The organism is Legionella sp. W05-934-2 (assembly GCF_964199965.1).
Lineage (GTDB): Bacteria > Pseudomonadota > Gammaproteobacteria > Legionellales > Legionellaceae > JAFIFT01.
In genome coordinates this window covers 255226-272839 of the sequence record NZ_CAXMZT010000001.1, presented here as the reverse complement: position 1 = coordinate 272839, position 17614 = coordinate 255226, and the positions used below count along the sequence as shown (strand labels likewise).

The window sequence follows — 17614 nt, the reverse complement described above, 5'->3', positions numbered from 1 at the left end:
CAAACATGATCAATAATAATAACTCAAATTCGCTGTGGGGGTTTAATTGATTGTCTGACTTTGGATATACGGTTAAGGTATCCTTATATAAACTTAGGTTGACTTTTTTACATAAATAAAGTAAAGGCCTTTGGCATAGATACCTCCCATTGATAGCCTTTGAACGAAGATAAAATGAACATTTAGGCTACCATGTAAACATTAAGGTTTTATTAACTAAACTATCTATGCTTTATAACGTATTGAATCTCAGCGCTTTCTGAAGTGAAGGTGTCCTATGAGGAGTCTTAAAATATAAATCCTTAGCACGGACACTGCTTTAGTTGGCGTATATTATTTATGCCTTTTTTTAATCCCGCACATAGATTAATTCCATAAATTGATTCCCATCTTATTTAAACTCGGGTATATTTCATTACCCGAATAGACCTTGCTAAAAGATTAACCATGACAAAAAAATTATCTAAACAACAAGACACTGCATTTAACCAAGTTCAAGACAACCACCTTGATCATGAACATGAACATGAACATGAACATGGCCATGATTGTGGTTGCTCACATAATGCTAAAACAATTGTGAACCATTCACCGAAAATTGGCAGAAATGATCCTTGCTCGTGTGGCAGTGGAAAAAAATATAAAAAATGTTGTTTGAGTTATTCCTGATTTTGGCAGATTGCCGCCAATCTTCCTAACCCAGCAATTTGTTTAGGCGATTTCCCTTTATCGGTTTATTAATGAGGGGGGGCTCGACCGCTATTTCAATTGATAGGTGCTTGAAATTTGCTCTTCTAATTTGCCTTGTTCTTCTTTGAGACCTTTTAATGTTTTCTCCGTTTTGTATTGATCAACTTTGTTAGTCCAAATTTTTCGATGGTCTCCATTGGCTATCTCTTCTTTGATCTTATTAATTTTTCTGGGAGTAAGTTCCTCGGTATGGCGTGCGAAAGCATAGAGTTGGGCGTTGATTTCATTAATAATATCTTCTTCTTTCTCAAACCCTCCCTTGTCCTCTTTGAGGTGGAAATCAATGACATGACAAACAATGGGTTTGACATTATTCATGTGTAGGCCTGACAAAAAGGCACGATAATAGATATTATTGCGCACAAATAATGGAATAAACGGGTTATTAAGACTCCAAAAGCCATCCAAACGGATAACATGAATAGGGGTTTTAGTTCGCAAAGCCAATTTTGCAGCGCCTGAGTAGATCATCGGTGCATCTTTACCAATATAGGCGAAATTTCCTTGTGGAAATAAGGCAACGCAACCATTATTTTCAAGAGCCTTTGCTGCAGAGTCTAAGACATCAGAGTTTGCTGTTTCCTTAGTCGCGACAATTTGTCCCTTTACGTTTGTCGTGTCATCTTCAGTTTTTTTAGTCGGATTTGCTTTAACAGGAATTGTTTTAAACATACTCAAAAAGCCTTTAACCCCTGGAATTTTATTAAAGCCATCTGTTGCTAAGAACTGAGGAGCGTTCCCTTCCATGTGAGCAGCAACCGCAACTGCTTCCCATCCTGTCCGGTGTGGGACTAGTGTTAAAAGTGCTTTGCTATTGTTAGGAATAGCTAATGGCTCTTGGTTTGTATGAAATGCTCTCATCGTTAATTGAATAAAACCAGCAATAATTCGTGTGATTCGATGCTCATAATTAATACGATTACTGCGTTCTGCAAAACGCATAAGCGCATAAGCCATCATTAGGAAAGCAATCAGTGTATAGAAAATCCAATAGGAGGAGTCATTATTATCATCGAGATTGCAAGTGCTATTTGTTTCAAACTTATTAAACATACAACAAGAGTCCTGTATAAAAGTCGACTAGATGCGCTTACTATAAAACAATACAACGGATTTAGGAACCATTTTTTTCAAGCGATAATAAATTGACGACCCAGTGCAAGTTCAATGAGATAAATGCTAACTTACATACTTAGCAAGAAGATAACTTTTTCTTATATTCATCGGAAAGGGCGGATACATGGCGTGCTAAACGGAGGACCCAATGCTTTGGGCGTTTTTTTATCTTTTGATAACCCCGAATGCCTTCATGATAGGCTAGATAAAGTTCGTATGCATTTTTGGGTGAAATATTCGCTTGTTGCTTTGCTTGACTTGCATACCAGCCAATAAAATCGGTGGAAGAGTGAAATTCATAGCGATTATGGTTTTTACCATTGGCTTTTAAATATTCTCCCCAGGGTTCATTTAGCGCTTGCGCAAAGCCTTTGGAGCTACTATTGCGCGTTGTGGTTTTCGCATTAAAATCTGATTCAATATCAATGATAGCAAACTGGATATGGACGGGAACTCCCCATTTTTTTTCAGTCTTTTTCGCTGCACGATGCCATTCAGGATGGCGTTTAACAAGTTGACATATATTTCTGGCCTGGGAGGTAAACGTAAACAATAACAACACAATACCTAATACCAACCGACAGTACAAAATCATTCTATCTCCAGCAATTTATTTCCCAAATGAGCATATGCTGGCCATTATAATCAATATGTACCCCATATTCAAATCCAATGGAAATCATCTATATCTAATACAAGGGGTCCTCGAGCCATCTCATTGATATATAAAGCAAGCGTTGGTTGGGCCTTGGCCCAACAATTTTTATGCACCTTCGATGGGTCTGCAATAAATCAGTTATTGTAAAGTAACTTAATTAACGATGTAGATAATTGGATTCCTCATCTGATGTTGGGCCAAGGCCCTGAGAGATCTTCAGTTTTTGGGAGATCCTTGATGATTTTTGGTTGAGCGTGTGTTTTAACTATTTGATTTTAAAGGGAAAGTGGCGCGCCCGAAGAGATTGATTCGTTCGTCGCTTTCACTCCTTTCTCACTCCTTCGGATCGCGCTAAAACGCGTCCAAAATGCTCCGCCGCGCTATGCGCTTTTCGCTGCGCATTTTGTCGAACTCACTCGTTCGAACTCTTCGGGAAACTTAGTTTTTTTGGGGTTTATGGTTGTGCGAGCAACATTGGTGGTTTTTGTATATTTCTTTCTTTTTATCATTTGAGTATCCAGTTAAAAGGTATATTCTCTTAACTGGCTGTCCAAGTTCATTGAGTCACATCACCTATAGACTAATTTAATATAAGGACCATTCATGGAAAGGTCGCTTTGACGCTGGGTTTGACTTATGATAGCAACAGATCCTCCTTCCCAAGCACCTGGCACCAAAGAACTGGGGAGCACTTGATATATCGAATTTATATAGTCTTGGAACATATAACCCAGTTGGAAAGTTAATGTTGATCCTTGATTAAAAGTTGTTGTGTAAAACAGTCCTATTTTACCATCTACCTCAGGAACAACGGCTGTCTGACGTTTGTTAGAAAGAGTTGTGTTGGCTGGTGTACTGTTGGTGGGTCCAGTGGTATTTGCGGTCCATGAAGTAAAATTGGTACTCGAAGACACGCTTCCTACCAATAAACTACTTCCAATTCCAGCATTGACACCAAAGTGATTATTCACATAATAACGACCATCAACTTCTAAGCGTGGACCAAACCCTGTAAGGATGGAATCTGTGTGTACTAGATGCGTATAGGGGCCAAAGACAGGATCGCTACCAGTATAATTGTTCGCAATATCTTCTTTTAAATGAGCAGCACTAGCGCCTAAGAGGAGCTCAAGTTGAATATAGTCATTTAGATTAATGAAATGACCGAATACAAAGTTAACGTTATCGATATAGAATTTTACCGTACTATTTGCTTTAGTATTTAGCAAAAATTGCTGCGCTGGACCAAAGTAATAGGCAGGCCCAACCGAAGTATTTGGTTGCGTTGCAGCGAAGTTTGCTGAATCAGTGCTTTGAAAATGCAACCAGTCCAATTTGTACTGATCCACTTTACTTGCGAGATTATATTCCAGTCCAAGCGTAAAAGCAGCCGTATAATCAGGTTTCACAGACTTCTGGTACCAATTGGGTGCCGGAAAGGGAAGCGGCGTGGTATAAACGGCATATTCAAGATTGTTAGCACCAGGTTGTATGTAAAGACCACCAATACTCACCCCGAAGCCTGGCATTTGAGCAAAAATATCATTATCCCCTCCAGCATGAACAGCTATAGTAAAGCCGCATAAAAGACCAAGTAAAAACGTTTTTCCCGGTACGACGTTCATTAAAAAATACTCCTTTATTTTAGAATAGGTACAAAGACAGCAAATGATAAGTCTTCTCATCGACTGTATTTTTAAAATATCAAAGGCTTAACCTGTAAATGCCGAAAGGTTTAGCTGTAGCGAATTATAGGCGCATAGAAGGCATCGTATCCTAGCATGGAATTTGATTTGTTGTTAGACCATGTGATAATAAAAATTAAATATAATCAATGGGTAGCTAATAAATAACAGTATTGTGGATATTGCAAAGCTACGGTTTTTCTAGTTAACGAGAGATGTCTTATGCGAATAGCTCGTTAGCCAAGCGCAGGGCATGGGCCTGGAATTATTTGTTTAGAAAAATAAGCAATTCATTGATTTTTTGTTCAAACGCGTTGAGCGCCTTTGAACAAAAGGGCAAAATGTGTTGATTTTACTGGGTAAAATCAACGATGTTTTACTGCGTCACTGCACAGTATGCAGTGACGCAGGAAATGCATCGATGATAAATATCACGTGGTTTTAACTTGTTAGTCCAGTTCTTTCCGCATAAAAACACAGGAGCTTTCTTTTATCTTGGTTGCCAGATTATAAAAAAGATAATACCCATAATATTAGAGATTGATTGTATTAGGCAGATGACCTGGGGAGCTTCATTATGATTGTTCAAAAAAAGGTGAAGATCCATCAGGGCTATGCCCCGACCAACTTTTCGTAATAAATTAGTGAATAGAGGGTTAAAGACACCAAGTACGGTATAATTTTTTTAGCCAACTATTTTATCTGTACATGATAGTATTGTTTGCCAAGAAAGGAGCTATTTTATAAAGAAAAATTACTCAAACCGCAGCGATCCAATTTCCAAATACACTGCTATACTGGCAGATACATAATAAAAAAAAGGGAATTTTATCATGTTACTCAATAATAAAATTGCAATTGTTACTGGAGCGGCCAGCGGTATTGGTAAGGAAATCGCTCTCGAATATGCAAAAGCAGGCGCCAGCGTTGCAATTGCCGATCTCAACCTTGAACAGGCCCAGGCCGCTGCAGACGAAATAAAAAAAATAGGTGGTCAAGCCATGGCCGTCGCTATGGATGTCACCAATGAAGAACAGGTCAATACCGGCGTTAATAAAATTATAGAACAGTATGGTGCCATTGATATTTTAGTCAGTAACGCGGGGATACAAACGATAGAATCGCTGGATAAATTTGAATTTTCAGCTTGGAAAAGGCTGTTAGCCATTCATTTGGACGGTGCGTTCCTGACCACTCGTGCTTGCCTGCAGCACATGTACAACAGTGACCGCGGAGGCAGCATTATCTATATGGGTTCAGTGCACTCCAAGGAGGCCTCTAAACTAAAAGCCCCCTACGTAACTGCAAAGCACGGCTTGCTTGGTTTATGTAAAGTAGTCGCAAAAGAAGGGGCAGCGCATGGCGTTCGCGCAAATGTGATTTGTCCTGGTTTTGTACGCACCCCACTGGTGGATAAACAAATTCCTGAACAGGCCAAAGAGTTAGGCATCAGTGAAGAGGATGTTATCAAAAATGTGATGCTGAAAGATACCGTTGATGGGGAATTTACCACGACCGATGATGTGGCGCGCACCGCATTGTTTTTTGCCTCTTTCCCCTCCAATGCTCTGACGGGTCAGTCTATCGTGGTCAGCCATGGCTGGTTTATGGAGTAATCTATGAGCGGCAAAAAAAAATTATTGGCTCCGAAATTTGACAGCATTGCGTGCAGTCTGCAGGGCGGTGGCGCACTGGGGGCATACCAGGTTGGTGTGTTAAAGGCGCTGCACGAAGCCGAATACGATCCAGACTGGTTTGTTGGAACCTCCATTGGAGCCATTAATGCGGCGATATGCGCAGGTAATCAAAAACAAAACCGAATTGAGAAACTGATTGAATTTTGGTATGGGATTTCACGTTCAAATCCCTTGGACAGCCTGCCAGTGCCTGATGATGTGGCTTGGAATCGCTGTTTGAATTATTGGTCAGCGCAATCTTCTCTCATTCAGGGACAAGATGGTTTTTTTCACCTTCGCTTTCCGCCCCCGAATATGAGTTGGCATGACGATCCAAAATTATTGAGTTACTACGATACCAGCCCACTGCGACAAACCCTTGAAAAGCTGATTGATTTCGATTGGTTAAATTCAGGCAAGGTCCGCTTAAGTCTCGGAGCCGTTGAAATCACCAGCGGAGAAATTACCTATTTCGATTCCAAAACCACCACCATAAAACCTGAACACATTATGGCCAGTGGAGCGTTGCCTCCGGGATTCCCGGCTGTCGAAGTGGATGGGAAATTATATTGGGACGGCGGTATATCCAGTAATACTCCGGTTAACTATGTTTTAACTGATAGGAACGCCAAAATCCGACTCTGTTTTATGATTCATCTGTTCGATTCCTTTGGTCTCAAGCCAAAATCTCTGGATGATATTCTGAAGCGGAAAAAAGATATTGAGTTTTCCAGCCGGTTTACCAAGACTCTGGAAATGTATAAGGTTATTCATAAGCTACGATACCAAATCGATCAACTGAGTCAATTAATCCCTGAAACAAAATGCAATGAGCCAATTATAAAAGAATGCATCCGTTCCGGCAGGGATCATCACATCGCATTGGTGCGTTTTCTTAATAAAGGGAGCGATACAGATCTTTCCTCCAAAGATTATGAATTTTCAAAACGCAGCATTGATAAGCTTATTAAGGATGGATACGAGCAAGCTGTGCAGGCGGTAAAAAAATCCGTATGGAATCAACCGATCCCTCCGGCAGAAGGAATTGCGCTTTATGATACTGCTAAGGAATACCCGGACTTGAATAAGGAAATAGACACATGAAAGAACAGGATGTGACGCAAAAAGCATTTGCGATGCCCTTGCATAGCCCTTCCTATCCGCAGGGACCCTACCGGTTTATCAATCGGGAATACATGATTATTACCTATGAAACGGATCTGGATCGATTAAAGGAAGTTGTGCCAGCGCCGCTGGAAGTGACGGAGCCATTAGTCAAGTTTGAATTTATTCGCATGCCTGATTCTACTGGTTTTGGTAACTATACCGAATCCGGTCAGGTCATTCCGGTTCGGTTTGGAAACACCATAGGCGGATACACCTATGCCATGTATTTAGACGATCATCCTCCCATTGCCGGCGGTCGTGAAATATGGGGCTTTCCTAAAAAAATGGCACAGCCGAAATTATCTGTTGAAAAAGAAACATTGCTCGGCATACTCAATTATGGTAGCTGCCGGATCGCTACCGGAACAATGGGATATAAATATAAAGAAGCCGATCCGGAAAATATAAAAAAAGGAATGCTAAGCGCCAACTTTCTCTTAAAAATTATACCGCATGTCGATGGCAGCACCCGTATTTGTGAACTGGTGGAATATCACTTACAGGACATTTCTATTAAAGGTGCCTGGACAGGACCCGCCAATCTTGAGCTGTTCCATCATGCTTTGGCACCCGTCGCTACTTTGCCTGTAAAATCGGTGGTCAATGCCGTGCATATTCAATCGGATTTGACGCTTCCTTATGGGAAAGTCATCCACGATTATATGAAATAAATAAACTCTTTAGTACGACTATCAAAGGAATTTGTTGAGCGATTAATTGGAACAATAAGGCGAGAATATTTAGATAGTCTATTATTTAGGAATTAGCGTGATTTGGAACAAAAACTGAAACTATTTCAGGATTATTACAATGAGAGTTGCGCACATAGCTAGTTACAGGGAGAATTACCAGCTGCTAAAGATGAGAAAGGCGTTGGGATTATCTCATTGCATCAATATTATTGGAAATCACACTGTAATAAGCTTTTCAACTTGCCAATCGCAGCATTAATTGAGATTGCACCTAGCACACGTGCCTATGGCTTTAGAAATTTGAAAACTATAGGACTCGTGTTAGAGTGCTGTGCTGTTAAGTGAGTGCCTCCATAAATGGGATAGACCCGTAAGCCTTTGATTTTAATGGGGGAAAAATGGCGCGCCCGAAGAGATTGATTCGTTCGTCGCTTTCGCTCCTTTCTCACTCCTTCGGAGCGCGCTAAAGCGCGTCCAAAATGCTCCGCCGCGCTATGCGCTTTTCGCTGCGCATTTTGTCGAACTCACTCGTTCGAATTCTTCGGGAAACTTAGTTTTTTTGGGGCTTATGGTTGTGCGAGCAACATTGGTGGTTTTTACATTTGATTGGCGCGCCCGAAGAGATTCGAACTCCTGACCTCCTGGTTCGTAGCCAGACGCTCTATCCAGCTGAGCTACGGGCGCTTTTGAAATGGCGGAGAGAGAGGGATTCGAACCCTCGATGGGCTTTTGACCCATACTCCCTTAGCAGGGGAGCGCCTTCGACCACTCGGCCATCTCTCCGTCAATGTCGAGGAAGTATACTGACGTTGAGTTTTAACGTCAAGCATTACTTGGATGATATTAGTTATTTAAATTTATAATGTTATCTTGAGATGAACTATCCTTAAAATAGGCCTAAAATAGATTGATTGATATGCTAAAAAGCAACCTTAGTTGTATCAATCGGTCTAGGTTGTCAGGTTTAATGATTTGATGATAACTGTGAGTGTAGGTATTGACTATGTGTGGTCGTTTTGCTTTATATGCGGATGAGCAGATGTTAAAAAATCGATATCAAGTAACTAATTTACCTTTCATGTCTGCACATTTTAACATCGCACCCACCCAAACAGTTTTTTGTGTGACCAACCAAGACGGTCATACCATCCTTAAAAATATGTATTGGGGGTTAATTCCTCATTGGTCTAAAGACAAAAGACATGCCAGTAAGATGATTAATGCGCGTGCAGAAACGGTTGAAGAAAAGCCAGCCTTTCGCAGCAGCTTCAAATCAAGGCGTTGTATCGTGCCCATGTCAGGTTTTTTTGAGTGGGTTGTTGAGGATGGGCAAAAAAAACCTTATTTTATAACAAATCAGGAAAATCTCCTTTCCGTGGCTGCCATTTATGATAGCTGGCATGATGACAATGAGAATCAATGGATTATGTCATGTGCTGTTTTAACTACCAGTGCAAATTCTTCTATTTCAACGCTCCATAAACGAATGCCTTTGATTTTATCACAAGAAGATGAGAACGAATGGTTAGAAGAAGGGCCTATCGAGTCCTCATTATTCTCCCATATCACACATGAATGCCAGAACATCTCGCTTAGTTATTATCCAGTCACAGAAAAAGTTAACAAGGCTTCCTACCAAGATCAAAAGGCAGTCCTACCTTTGCGGTAATATTCAACAAAATTGACTAAACTGTATCTTTGTCAAAACAACGATACCAATTGAGTGCTAGCAAGGTTTTGCAATCGGCAAATTGATTTTTATCCATCATTTGATAGACGTCCTGTCTCTTTATCACATGGGTTAATATTTGTTCGTTTTCGCATGCGATACCGGCTATGGTTGGCGTCGGCGTTTCAACAACAGTAGCATAATAAAAATAAGCTTTCTCAGTCATAACGCCGGGGGAGGAAAAACCTGAAAATAGAAAATGGAGGTTGTCGACTGTTAAGTTTGATTCTTCTTTAACCTCTTTTATCGCAGTCTCCTCGGGGGAAAGACCTGATTCGATGGCACCAGCGATACACTCAATCAAAAAGGGATCTTCCGATTGATTGCCTATAAATGCACCGCATCTAAATTGCTGGCAAAAAACAAAGCTATCGATTTCTTTCGCATAAATTAACACATGCACGACATCTTTTGTCTCTAAAATTTCCCGATTATTTAGGAGAATTGGCTGATTTTCTTTTTTAAGGTTAGGAATCTTCAAATCAAAGGCCGCGTAGCGATTATATCCAGAATAGATAAGTGTTTGATTAACTATTTTAGTAGTTGACATATCAATGTCCTCAATTCAATTAGTTTCATTATGACGTCTTTATATTGCCTTGTCATTTATATCTATGTTCTTTGTTAATACCGGATGAATGCTATTCGAGTATTTGGTCCTTGCTATACTTGAATACAGAAAACTACTTAAGAGGTTTTTACTATGTCATATTTTGTTGATCGTCATGACGCAGGGCTACAACTCGCTGACATGCTTAAGCGTTATGTAAATGCAAAAAACACCCTTATTCTTGCCTTGCCAAGGGGCGGAGTGCCCATAGCTGCAACAATGGCCTCCGTCTTGAACTTACCATTTGATATTCTCTTAGTGCGAAAATTAGGTCATCCCTATCATCCTGAGTTTGCATTCGGAGCAATATCAGTCAATGATGTGATTATTCTGAACTCCCCTTATTGCTTTGACGATGTTATAGGCCAACCTTCATTTAACCAAGTGCTAATGAATGAGAAGGCCGAATTAGAAAGACGAAATCAATATTACCGACAAAACAAACCCTGGCCTGATTTAACAAACAAAACAATCATATTAGTCGATGATGGAATCGCAACAGGTGCTACCATGAAAGCGGCAATAGCTGCTGTTAAAAAGCTAGGAAGTAGGCGAGTGGTGGTGGCTATTCCTGTCATGCCTGTGGATGAATTAAACGACTTTAAAAACATCGTGGATGAACTGTATGTTGTCCATACGCCATCGGATTTTCGTGCTGTCGGGTGTTGGTATCAGTATTTTGACCAAGTAAGCGATGATGAAGTGATTTCAATTTTATCATAGGGAATTAACAGGCTTCCTTTGAATAATTCCTATGTTAGTTGATAAAAAAGTCGATAACAAAAGGGGCGTTCGCCCCTTAGATTAAAAAAGTCGAAAATTAAGCTTTTACTGCTTGTTTATGCGGATAGCTGTTGCTCCCGTACAACTCCTCTGCAGCCTCTAGATATTTGGATTTTGAAGTGCTTGGTACCTGTTGTACCCCAACAGAAGATAACACTTTCTTATAAATCTGAGTGATTTCTTCAAGTTCTTTTTTTGATCCCTTAAACTCGCTCATGACTGTTTCGAGATGTTTCATGTGTAATAGGAGTGCTTGATCATGTTGTTTTAGGACGTCGAGTTGTTGTTTTAAGTCATCGACTGTGCCTTTTAGGCGAACATTTTCTTCTTCAAGTTGGGAGCGTACAAGTAAGACCTTTGCGGCATTTTCACTGGTTCCACTCGTTAAATTAGATAAAAATTCAGTGAGATTCTTTTGATCACCTTGTGTTTTGATAAAAGCCTCAGATACTTGTTGAAGTAATTCAACCTGTTTGCCTAAATCGATATTCTTTTTGCCTAATTCCTGCAGCTGTTGTAATTGTTTGTCAGTCACATCAGACATAAATTCAAGTTTAGAGGACATTTCATTTGCTGCGCGGGTTACTTCTTTTGCAGAAAGGCTCAAAGCAATGTGATTACCCTTTAATACCTCTAAAATGCTGTCTGGAACAGATTCAATTTTTAACCCGGTATGGCCAATTAGGTCTAACACAAATAACCCACCACCAATGGCAATGCCTAAACCAATCAAGGCATAAACATTGGCTGTTAAAAATAAACCTGCTGCAACGGGCACACACACAGTCGCACCACCCGTTGCAACAATGCGTAAATAGGGTGACCGATTAACCCAAAATATGCCAATTTCTTCGATCACATTGAGATTGATATCGCGTTTGCGGAATAACTGTTCTGCTTGAAGGCGCAATAATTGCTCTTCGGCTTCTTGAGGTAATTTTAATGAGTCCGGCATTTCAGTAGTCGTTTCGACATCCTTCTCAGTCACTTTATTTAGCTCTAGTGCTTTAACAGTGTCTTCCATCGGTTCATTAAAGTGGACTTCGAATAAATTACGGATGCTACTTGCTATGCCCCCTTTATCGTTTGGTAGGCTTAGGTAGATAAGATAGAGTTTCATCCAGCTTTGACGACCTAAGTATTTGCTGGACGCTTCCACTAGATTTTTTGCAGCCTGTTGATTTGTATGGCCGCCAAATTTAAAGCCAAAAGGTCCTTTTGATTCCTCAGGAAACAGCTTTAAATATTCACTACCAATAAAAAACAGATAAGTCTGAAGAATGCCTCGTTCATAGGTAATTGTTCTAATAACATCAGCAGCTGGATCGCCGAAATCAGTCTCGACTTTATTCTTTATCACTTGTTTTAATGGAGAATTCTTATGTAAACCTCGGTAATAGGTGAATAACTGTAACCATTTGATAAGGACATTGCCAGGGTCTTTGTATTCCATCATTAGTTTGACAATACTCAAGGTGGTTTTGCTTTCTTTGCTGTTGGTTTGCACCGACTTATTAAAGTAATCAGTACCCATTGTTTGAATATCATCATTCGTGAGCGGAGGTAATCCTTTTTCTAGATACGATTTCATAACAACATCCCATTCCTTGTTAACAAATTTGAGGCATATCAAAAACCATGATGCTTGAATATTGATTAAAATGCAAGAGCAAAATATCATTTACAATCTATAATTATTGTATAAAGGCCGGATGTTTTTGGTTGATTTCAATAAGGCTTAATTCTTCAAGCTGTGGCAAATATAAATAAGATTACCTTGAAACAAATAATAAGAATATTCCCTATCATTAATAACAAATAAATTGACCAATAGCATCTCAAATACAATGTGTTACCCATCAAAATTATAACTTCGATTCGGTAACACCTCATCCGCCCTACGGGCACCTTCTCCCCATGTCTGGGGAGAAGGAAAAATGAAGGAAGTTATTTGAAAGAATGTTGTTGAGCAGTTACAAAATTATTATTAAGCTGCTACAGTATGTATTTCTAAAATTGCATTCCGTTTCAGGAGGATACATGAGCGAACAATCAAACCTTGTGGGGCGCACTGTGTATGTTGTCGATGGTGCTCGGACCCCATTTTTGAAAGCAAAAGGAGTAGGGCCCTTTAGCGGTTCTGATCTCGCTGTACAAGCTGGCCGTCAATTACTTAATCGTCTGTCTATTGAGCCTGAAATTATTGATGAAGTGATAATTGGCTCGGCAATGCCTGGACCTGATGAAGCAAACATTGCTCGCGTTATTGCGCTTAGGCTAGGGTGTGGAAACTTAGTGCCTGCTTTCACGGTTATGCGAAATTGTGCTTCCGGAATGCAAGCACTCGATAACGCAGCGATACAAATTGCCACGGGCCGAAGTGAAATTGTCTTGGCCGGTGGGACGGATGCAATGAGTCAGGCCCCTATTTTATATAGCCAAAGAATGGCTATTTGGCTCTCTCATTGGATGACTGCAAAAACATTCATGCAAAAAATGAAAACTGTCGGTCAATTCCGACCTTCCTATTTAGCCCCTGTGATAGCTATTTTACGTGGATTAACCGATCCCATAGTCGGGTTAAACATGGGCCAAACAGCTGAAAACCTTGCCTACAAATTCGGTATTACTCGCGAAGAAATGGATGAATTCTCAGTTCGTTCTCACCATCTTTTAGCCGAAGCTTTTGAGAAAAACCGAATGAATGAAGTCACGCCAATCTATAGCGGCAAAGGGAAAGCCTATGCTATGGATGATGGCATACGCCCAGATTCAAGCGTGGAAAAACTCGCAACATTAAAACCATTCTTTGATAAAAAATATGGGATGGTCACACCTGGGAATAGCTCACAAATTACCGATGGTGCGGCATTACTGCTATTGGCTAGTGAAGAAGCCGTTAAAAAATATCGATTGCCAGTGCTTGGATGCATTAAAGACTCTCAGTGGGCTGCACTAAATCCTGCCCAAATGGGATTAGGACCTGTCCATGCCGCAACCCCAATCATGCAAAGGCATCAGTTAAAACCCAAAGATCTCGATTTATGGGAAATTAACGAAGCGTTTGCCGCTCAGGTACTTGGATGCTTAAAGGCTTGGGATAATGATAAATATTGTAAAGAGCACCTTGGATTGGATAAAGCGTTAGGCGCTCCTCCAATTGATAAATTGAATGTGGATGGTGGTGCAATTGCTGCTGGTCATCCTATTGGGGCTAGTGGTGCAAGAATTGTTTTACATCTTCTTGAGGCATTGAAACAGAGAAAGAAAAAGCATGGGATCGCTGCTATCTGTATTGGGGGTGGCCAAGGTGGTGCAATGTATGTTGAACAGTTAAATAAGGTGAAAGGATAATGGCAAGTTATAAACATTTTTCATTAAAAAAAGAAGACGCGATTGCGTTACTTGCCTTCGACCGCAAAGGCGAGGCTGTCAATACCATCAATGATGAAGTCTTAGATGAATTAAATAGTATTCTTCAAGATGTATCTGACATGAAAGTTGAAGGCTTAATTTTCCTATCTGCTAAAGAAAAGGGGTTTATTGCTGGTGCAGATGTTAAGACATTCACCACGATGGAAAACGAGGAAGCCGTGTCCGAGTTTCTGCGTAAAGGTCAAGCGGTGTTTAGTCGTCTTGAGAAGTTGCCGATTCCTACTGTCTGTATGATCGATGGGTTTTGTATGGGCGGCGGGCTTGAATTAGCGTTGGCGTGCGATTATCGGATTGCTACTGATAGTGAAGATACCAAACTTGGACTGCCTGAAGTCTTACTAGGCATTCACCCAGGTTGGGGAGGTACCGTTCGCTTGCCTCGTTTAATTGGTGGGTTTAATGCGTATTCTCAGGTCATGCTTACCGGTGCGCCTATTCGTGCTAAAAAGGCTAAAAAATTGGGCTTTGTCGATGATGTTGTGCCCATGCGCCAACTAAAGCGAGCAGCAATATACTATATTAAAAATCAACCGAAAAAGCATAGCCCAAGTTTCTTACAACGGTTAACAAACCAAGCTGGCATTCGTTCGTTACTATGCCGGTTGGTGCGTTCGCAAATAAGTAAACGAGTTAAGAAACAGCACTATCCTGCACCTTACGCCATGATAAATTTATGGGAAAATGAAGGTTCTCAAGGAGATAGGGCTTATTTGAAAGAGGTTCAATCGATTAAAAAGTTGGTCAGTGAAGGAAACACTGCTCGCAATTTGATTCGTGCCTTTTTCCTCAGGGAACAAATGAAAGGTTTTGCAAAAGATTCAAAGTTTCATGCAAGCCATGTTCATGTGATTGGTGCAGGAACGATGGGGGGAGATATTGCCGCTTGGTGTGCTTTAAAGGGCCTTCGAGTCACATTGCAAGACCAATCAGCCGACCGCATCGCACCTGCCATCGCTCGAGCTTATACGCTTTATGAAAAGAAATTAAAGCAACCACGTCTAATACAAGCGGCGATGGATAGAATTGTTCCGGATGTGGAAGGTCACGGTATCCAGCAAGCGGATGTGATCATTGAAGCCGTCTTCGAAAATCTTAAGGTTAAACAAGATTTATTCAAAGACATTGAGAAAAAAGCGAAAAAAGATGCGATCTTAGCAACAAATACCTCCAGTATTCCATTGGATGATATTGCAAGTGCCATGGAAAATGGGAAACGACTGGTTGGAATCCATTTCTTCAATCCAGTTGCTAAAATGGAATTGGTTGAAGTGGTTGTTAGTGATCAAACTCTAAAATCAGTCGCTAAAAGTGCCAATTCATTCGTTGGCCAAATTGGACGTCTGCCATTGCCGGTAAAATCGAGTCCAGGCTTCTTAATTAATCGTGTTTTAATGCCTTACCTCATGGAGTGTGTGCAGTTATTAGAAGAAGGGGTCGCAGGTGAAACGATTGATAAGGCGGCAAAAGAATTCGGTATGTTTATGGGACCCGTTGAGTTAGCCGATACAGTAGGCCTCGATGTCTGTTTAGCAGTGGCTGAAAACTTAACGCAATATTTTGGTGGCACTGTTCCTGCGAAACTAAAAGAAATGGTTGACGACGGTCGTTTAGGACGCAAGACAGGTTATGGATTTTACCTCTATAAAAAAGGGAAGCCTGTTAAGCAAAAAGTTGCTTCTGACAAAAAGGAACGTCAACGCATTGCTGAGCGACTTATTAAGCGCATGGTGAATGAAGCGGCGGCTTGTTTACGAGAAGGTGTTGTTGAATCAGCTGATTTGCTCGATGGTGGCATGATCTTTGGGACAGGATTTGCGCCCTTTAGAGGTGGACCTATCAATTATGTGAGAACGCTAGGTTATGATAAGACCAGAGATCGCTTTACGTCCCTTGAAAGCACTTATGGTGATCGATTTAAAGCGGACGAAGGTTTAAAATCACTTTTCAATCATTAAAAAGAGTGGGGGTATGGCTTGCCTTTTAAGCCATACCCTTACTTAATTAGTATAAAAGATAGCCATGTAATCAGTAAAGCAGCAAAAATATCAATTGGGTAGTGCCAACCTAGCAACACACACGCCACGATGAGCAGACAATTATTCACAAGTAATAGATAAAATGCAGTCTTGTAGGGATAAACCAGGTACAAACATAAAATTGCCCATATTGTGTGGTGGGATGGCAGTGCAATCAAACCACCTTTTAGGGTGCTTGGTGGAATATAATGTCTAATTTCCATAAATTTAAGCCCAGTGGCATATTGTTCCGCAGTGAAATGGGGACTTTTCAAGAATGCCGCTGGTGCGGCTGTTGGAAAAAAGTAATAAATAGAAAATCCAATGAGCGTTGTTAATAACATGAGACAATAGTAGCGCCTCAAACGCTCACGGCTACGATTTGGTTCAAAAAAGATAACTAACATGATTAATAGCGGTATGAAGGCCATCTGCATTGCCAATGTTCCATAACTAAAGACTAACAAATAGGATAGCCATGGTTGTTGATAAGTCCAATGCATAACTTTGGTCAGCGAAAATCCGATGCTTTGCTCAAGCGAGATAAGATACGAATCAATAAGAGGAAAAGGTGTTAACTGCACAGCATTCGTCGCATAGGTCATGGAAACCATTGTCAGAAAAAATAACATTAGCTCTAATGTGAACTGGGAAAAGGCACTTTCTTCTGTGTTGGGGTTAAGAATATGGGCGCCTAAAAGAAACAGCAAACAGAAAATCGCAAAAAAGAATGAATTTTTTGGGAAATAATTGTTGCCGATATATTGGTGTGTAAAATGATTAGAAATAAATACAAGAGTGCTCAGTAATAAAATGGTTAGCGATAATGCTAGCCATAATATTAGGTAAGAAGAAGGCTTCTTATGATTCGATAATATCCTCAGCATTTTTCTCTTTAATAGCGTGATAAATCTCTTCACGATGGACTTTGATGGAACGAGGTGCCTCTACACCAAACTTAATATTGCCATGTTCCAACGTCTTAAAGGCAATAACTTGAACTTTTTCTCCGTTTAATTCAACGGTAAAAGGTTCTTCAAAAGGCACATTCAAAATATCCATGAAAGACATCCTCGTCTTAGTATTGACACTTGTAAAGAAAGAATCTCAATTTATATGAAATGACCTGGGTTGTCACGTAAAAAATACGATTGATTTTAAAATAGTTTTCTCTATGTTCTAATCTTAATCATAGTATGATTTCTTCAAAAGATACAATTTAAAATTAATGAAATATAAGTTCAATTTTATTGCAACCATCGGATTAAACTGTTACTATTATCTCGCTTTTTTTTAAC

15 protein-coding genes and 2 tRNA genes are annotated in these 17614 nt (G+C 40.2%); 8 read left to right on the top strand and 9 right to left on the bottom strand.

Annotated elements, in window-relative coordinates:
- Window positions 1-447: 447 nt before the first annotated feature.
- The gene (locus AB3348_RS01270) at window positions 448-669 is read left to right on the top strand and encodes an SEC-C metal-binding domain-containing protein (protein ID WP_367605724.1); all 222 of its coding nucleotides are present in this window, start codon (window positions 448-450) and stop codon (window positions 667-669) included.
- Window positions 670-759: 90 nt separating this feature from the next.
- Here AB3348_RS01270 and AB3348_RS01265 read toward each other — a convergent pair whose 3' ends face one another.
- The 3 genes from AB3348_RS01265 to AB3348_RS01255 all read right to left on the bottom strand — a co-directional run bounded on the left by AB3348_RS01265 (window position 760) and on the right by AB3348_RS01255 (window position 4149).
- Window positions 760-1803, bottom strand: coding sequence for a lysophospholipid acyltransferase family protein (locus AB3348_RS01265; protein WP_367605723.1), 1044 nt, complete (start codon window positions 1801-1803; stop codon window positions 760-762).
- A 139-nt stretch (window positions 1804-1942) separates the two neighbouring features.
- Window positions 1943-2461 carry a transglycosylase SLT domain-containing protein gene (locus tag AB3348_RS01260; protein WP_367605722.1) on the bottom strand — a complete coding sequence of 173 codons (519 nt, stop codon included), beginning with the start codon at window positions 2459-2461 and terminating at the stop codon, window positions 1943-1945.
- A gap of 632 nt (window positions 2462-3093) precedes the next feature.
- On the bottom strand, window positions 3094-4149 hold the full coding sequence (locus AB3348_RS01255; protein ID WP_367605721.1) for an Lpg1974 family pore-forming outer membrane protein: 1056 nt from the start codon (window positions 4147-4149) through the stop codon (window positions 3094-3096).
- A gap of 893 nt (window positions 4150-5042) precedes the next feature.
- Here AB3348_RS01255 and AB3348_RS01250 point away from each other — a divergent pair.
- The 3 genes from AB3348_RS01250 to AB3348_RS01240 are packed head-to-tail and all read left to right on the top strand — an operon-like array spanning window position 5043 to window position 7723.
- The gene (locus AB3348_RS01250; RefSeq protein ID WP_367605720.1) at window positions 5043-5825 is read left to right on the top strand and encodes a 3-hydroxybutyrate dehydrogenase; all 783 of its coding nucleotides are present in this window, start codon (window positions 5043-5045) and stop codon (window positions 5823-5825) included.
- A 3-nt stretch (window positions 5826-5828) separates the two neighbouring features.
- Entirely contained in the window at window positions 5829-6989 is a 1161-nt protein-coding gene (locus tag AB3348_RS01245; protein ID WP_367605719.1) for a patatin-like phospholipase family protein, read from the top strand.
- Window positions 6986-7723, top strand: coding sequence for an acetoacetate decarboxylase (locus AB3348_RS01240; protein WP_367605718.1), 738 nt, complete (start codon window positions 6986-6988; stop codon window positions 7721-7723). Before AB3348_RS01245 ends, AB3348_RS01240 begins: the two co-directional genes overlap by 4 nt.
- Before the next feature lie 628 nt (window positions 7724-8351).
- Here the strand turns inward: AB3348_RS01240 and AB3348_RS01235 are convergent.
- Window positions 8352-8428, bottom strand: a tRNA-Arg gene (locus AB3348_RS01235).
- Window positions 8429-8436: 8 nt separating this feature from the next.
- Window positions 8437-8527 (bottom strand) — tRNA-Ser (locus AB3348_RS01230).
- Between the two features lie 220 nt (window positions 8528-8747).
- Between AB3348_RS01230 and AB3348_RS01225 the strand changes: the two genes are divergently transcribed.
- Window positions 8748-9413, top strand: coding sequence for an SOS response-associated peptidase (locus AB3348_RS01225; RefSeq protein WP_367605717.1), 666 nt, complete (start codon window positions 8748-8750; stop codon window positions 9411-9413).
- Window positions 9414-9429: 16 nt separating this feature from the next.
- Here the strand turns inward: AB3348_RS01225 and AB3348_RS01220 are convergent, their stop codons facing one another.
- Window positions 9430-10023: an NUDIX domain-containing protein gene (locus AB3348_RS01220; protein ID WP_367605716.1), complete on the bottom strand. Its 594-nt coding sequence runs from the start codon at window positions 10021-10023 to the stop codon at window positions 9430-9432.
- Window positions 10024-10176: 153 nt separating this feature from the next.
- Here AB3348_RS01220 and AB3348_RS01215 point away from each other — a divergent pair, with 153 nt between their 5' ends.
- On the top strand, window positions 10177-10806 hold the full coding sequence (locus tag AB3348_RS01215) for a phosphoribosyltransferase (RefSeq protein ID WP_367605715.1): 630 nt from the start codon (window positions 10177-10179) through the stop codon (window positions 10804-10806).
- 97 nt (window positions 10807-10903) lie between these two features.
- Here AB3348_RS01215 and AB3348_RS01210 read toward each other — a convergent pair whose 3' ends face one another.
- Window positions 10904-12457: a hypothetical protein gene (locus tag AB3348_RS01210; RefSeq protein ID WP_367605714.1), complete on the bottom strand. Its 1554-nt coding sequence runs from the start codon at window positions 12455-12457 to the stop codon at window positions 10904-10906.
- A gap of 449 nt (window positions 12458-12906) precedes the next feature.
- Here AB3348_RS01210 and AB3348_RS01205 point away from each other — a divergent pair, with 449 nt between their 5' ends.
- Window positions 12907-14220 (top strand): acetyl-CoA C-acetyltransferase, encoded by a 1314-nt coding sequence (locus tag AB3348_RS01205; RefSeq protein ID WP_367605713.1) that lies wholly within the window; start codon window positions 12907-12909, stop codon window positions 14218-14220.
- Window positions 14220-16256, top strand: coding sequence for a 3-hydroxyacyl-CoA dehydrogenase NAD-binding domain-containing protein (locus AB3348_RS01200; protein WP_367605712.1), 2037 nt, complete (start codon window positions 14220-14222; stop codon window positions 16254-16256). Before AB3348_RS01205 ends, AB3348_RS01200 begins: the two co-directional genes overlap by 1 nt.
- Window positions 16257-16294: 38 nt before the next feature.
- Here the strand turns inward: AB3348_RS01200 and AB3348_RS01195 are convergent, their stop codons facing one another.
- The gene (locus AB3348_RS01195) at window positions 16295-17203 is read right to left on the bottom strand and encodes a phosphatase PAP2 family protein (protein WP_367605711.1); all 909 of its coding nucleotides are present in this window, start codon (window positions 17201-17203) and stop codon (window positions 16295-16297) included.
- Complete coding sequence (locus AB3348_RS01190) at window positions 17178-17378, bottom strand: carbon storage regulator (RefSeq protein WP_367605710.1); 201 nt, start codon at window positions 17376-17378, stop codon at window positions 17178-17180. The genes AB3348_RS01195 and AB3348_RS01190 overlap by 26 nt, the downstream gene beginning before the upstream one ends.
- Window positions 17379-17614: the final 236 nt, after the last annotated feature.

Bases quoted from the DNA above. Each gene is read 5' to 3' on its own strand.
- AB3348_RS01270 (WP_367605724.1), top strand. From the start codon at position 448: ATGACAAAAAAATTATCTAAACAACAAGACACTGCATTTAACCAAGTT.
- AB3348_RS01265 (WP_367605723.1), bottom strand. From the start codon at position 1,803: ATGTTTAATAAGTTTGAAACAAATAGCACTTGCAATCTCGATGATAAT.
- AB3348_RS01260 (WP_367605722.1), bottom strand. From the start codon at position 2,461: ATGATTTTGTACTGTCGGTTGGTATTAGGTATTGTGTTGTTATTGTTT.
- AB3348_RS01255 (WP_367605721.1), bottom strand. From the start codon at position 4,149: ATGAACGTCGTACCGGGAAAAACGTTTTTACTTGGTCTTTTATGCGGC.
- AB3348_RS01250 (WP_367605720.1), top strand. From the start codon at position 5,043: ATGTTACTCAATAATAAAATTGCAATTGTTACTGGAGCGGCCAGCGGT.
- AB3348_RS01245 (WP_367605719.1), top strand. From the start codon at position 5,829: ATGAGCGGCAAAAAAAAATTATTGGCTCCGAAATTTGACAGCATTGCG.
- AB3348_RS01240 (WP_367605718.1), top strand. From the start codon at position 6,986: ATGAAAGAACAGGATGTGACGCAAAAAGCATTTGCGATGCCCTTGCAT.
- AB3348_RS01225 (WP_367605717.1), top strand. From the start codon at position 8,748: ATGTGTGGTCGTTTTGCTTTATATGCGGATGAGCAGATGTTAAAAAAT.
- AB3348_RS01220 (WP_367605716.1), bottom strand. From the start codon at position 10,023: ATGTCAACTACTAAAATAGTTAATCAAACACTTATCTATTCTGGATAT.
- AB3348_RS01215 (WP_367605715.1), top strand. From the start codon at position 10,177: ATGTCATATTTTGTTGATCGTCATGACGCAGGGCTACAACTCGCTGAC.
- AB3348_RS01210 (WP_367605714.1), bottom strand. From the start codon at position 12,457: ATGAAATCGTATCTAGAAAAAGGATTACCTCCGCTCACGAATGATGAT.
- AB3348_RS01205 (WP_367605713.1), top strand. From the start codon at position 12,907: ATGAGCGAACAATCAAACCTTGTGGGGCGCACTGTGTATGTTGTCGAT.
- AB3348_RS01200 (WP_367605712.1), top strand. From the start codon at position 14,220: ATGGCAAGTTATAAACATTTTTCATTAAAAAAAGAAGACGCGATTGCG.
- AB3348_RS01195 (WP_367605711.1), bottom strand. From the start codon at position 17,203: ATGCTGAGGATATTATCGAATCATAAGAAGCCTTCTTCTTACCTAATA.
- AB3348_RS01190 (WP_367605710.1), bottom strand. From the start codon at position 17,378: ATGGATATTTTGAATGTGCCTTTTGAAGAACCTTTTACCGTTGAATTA.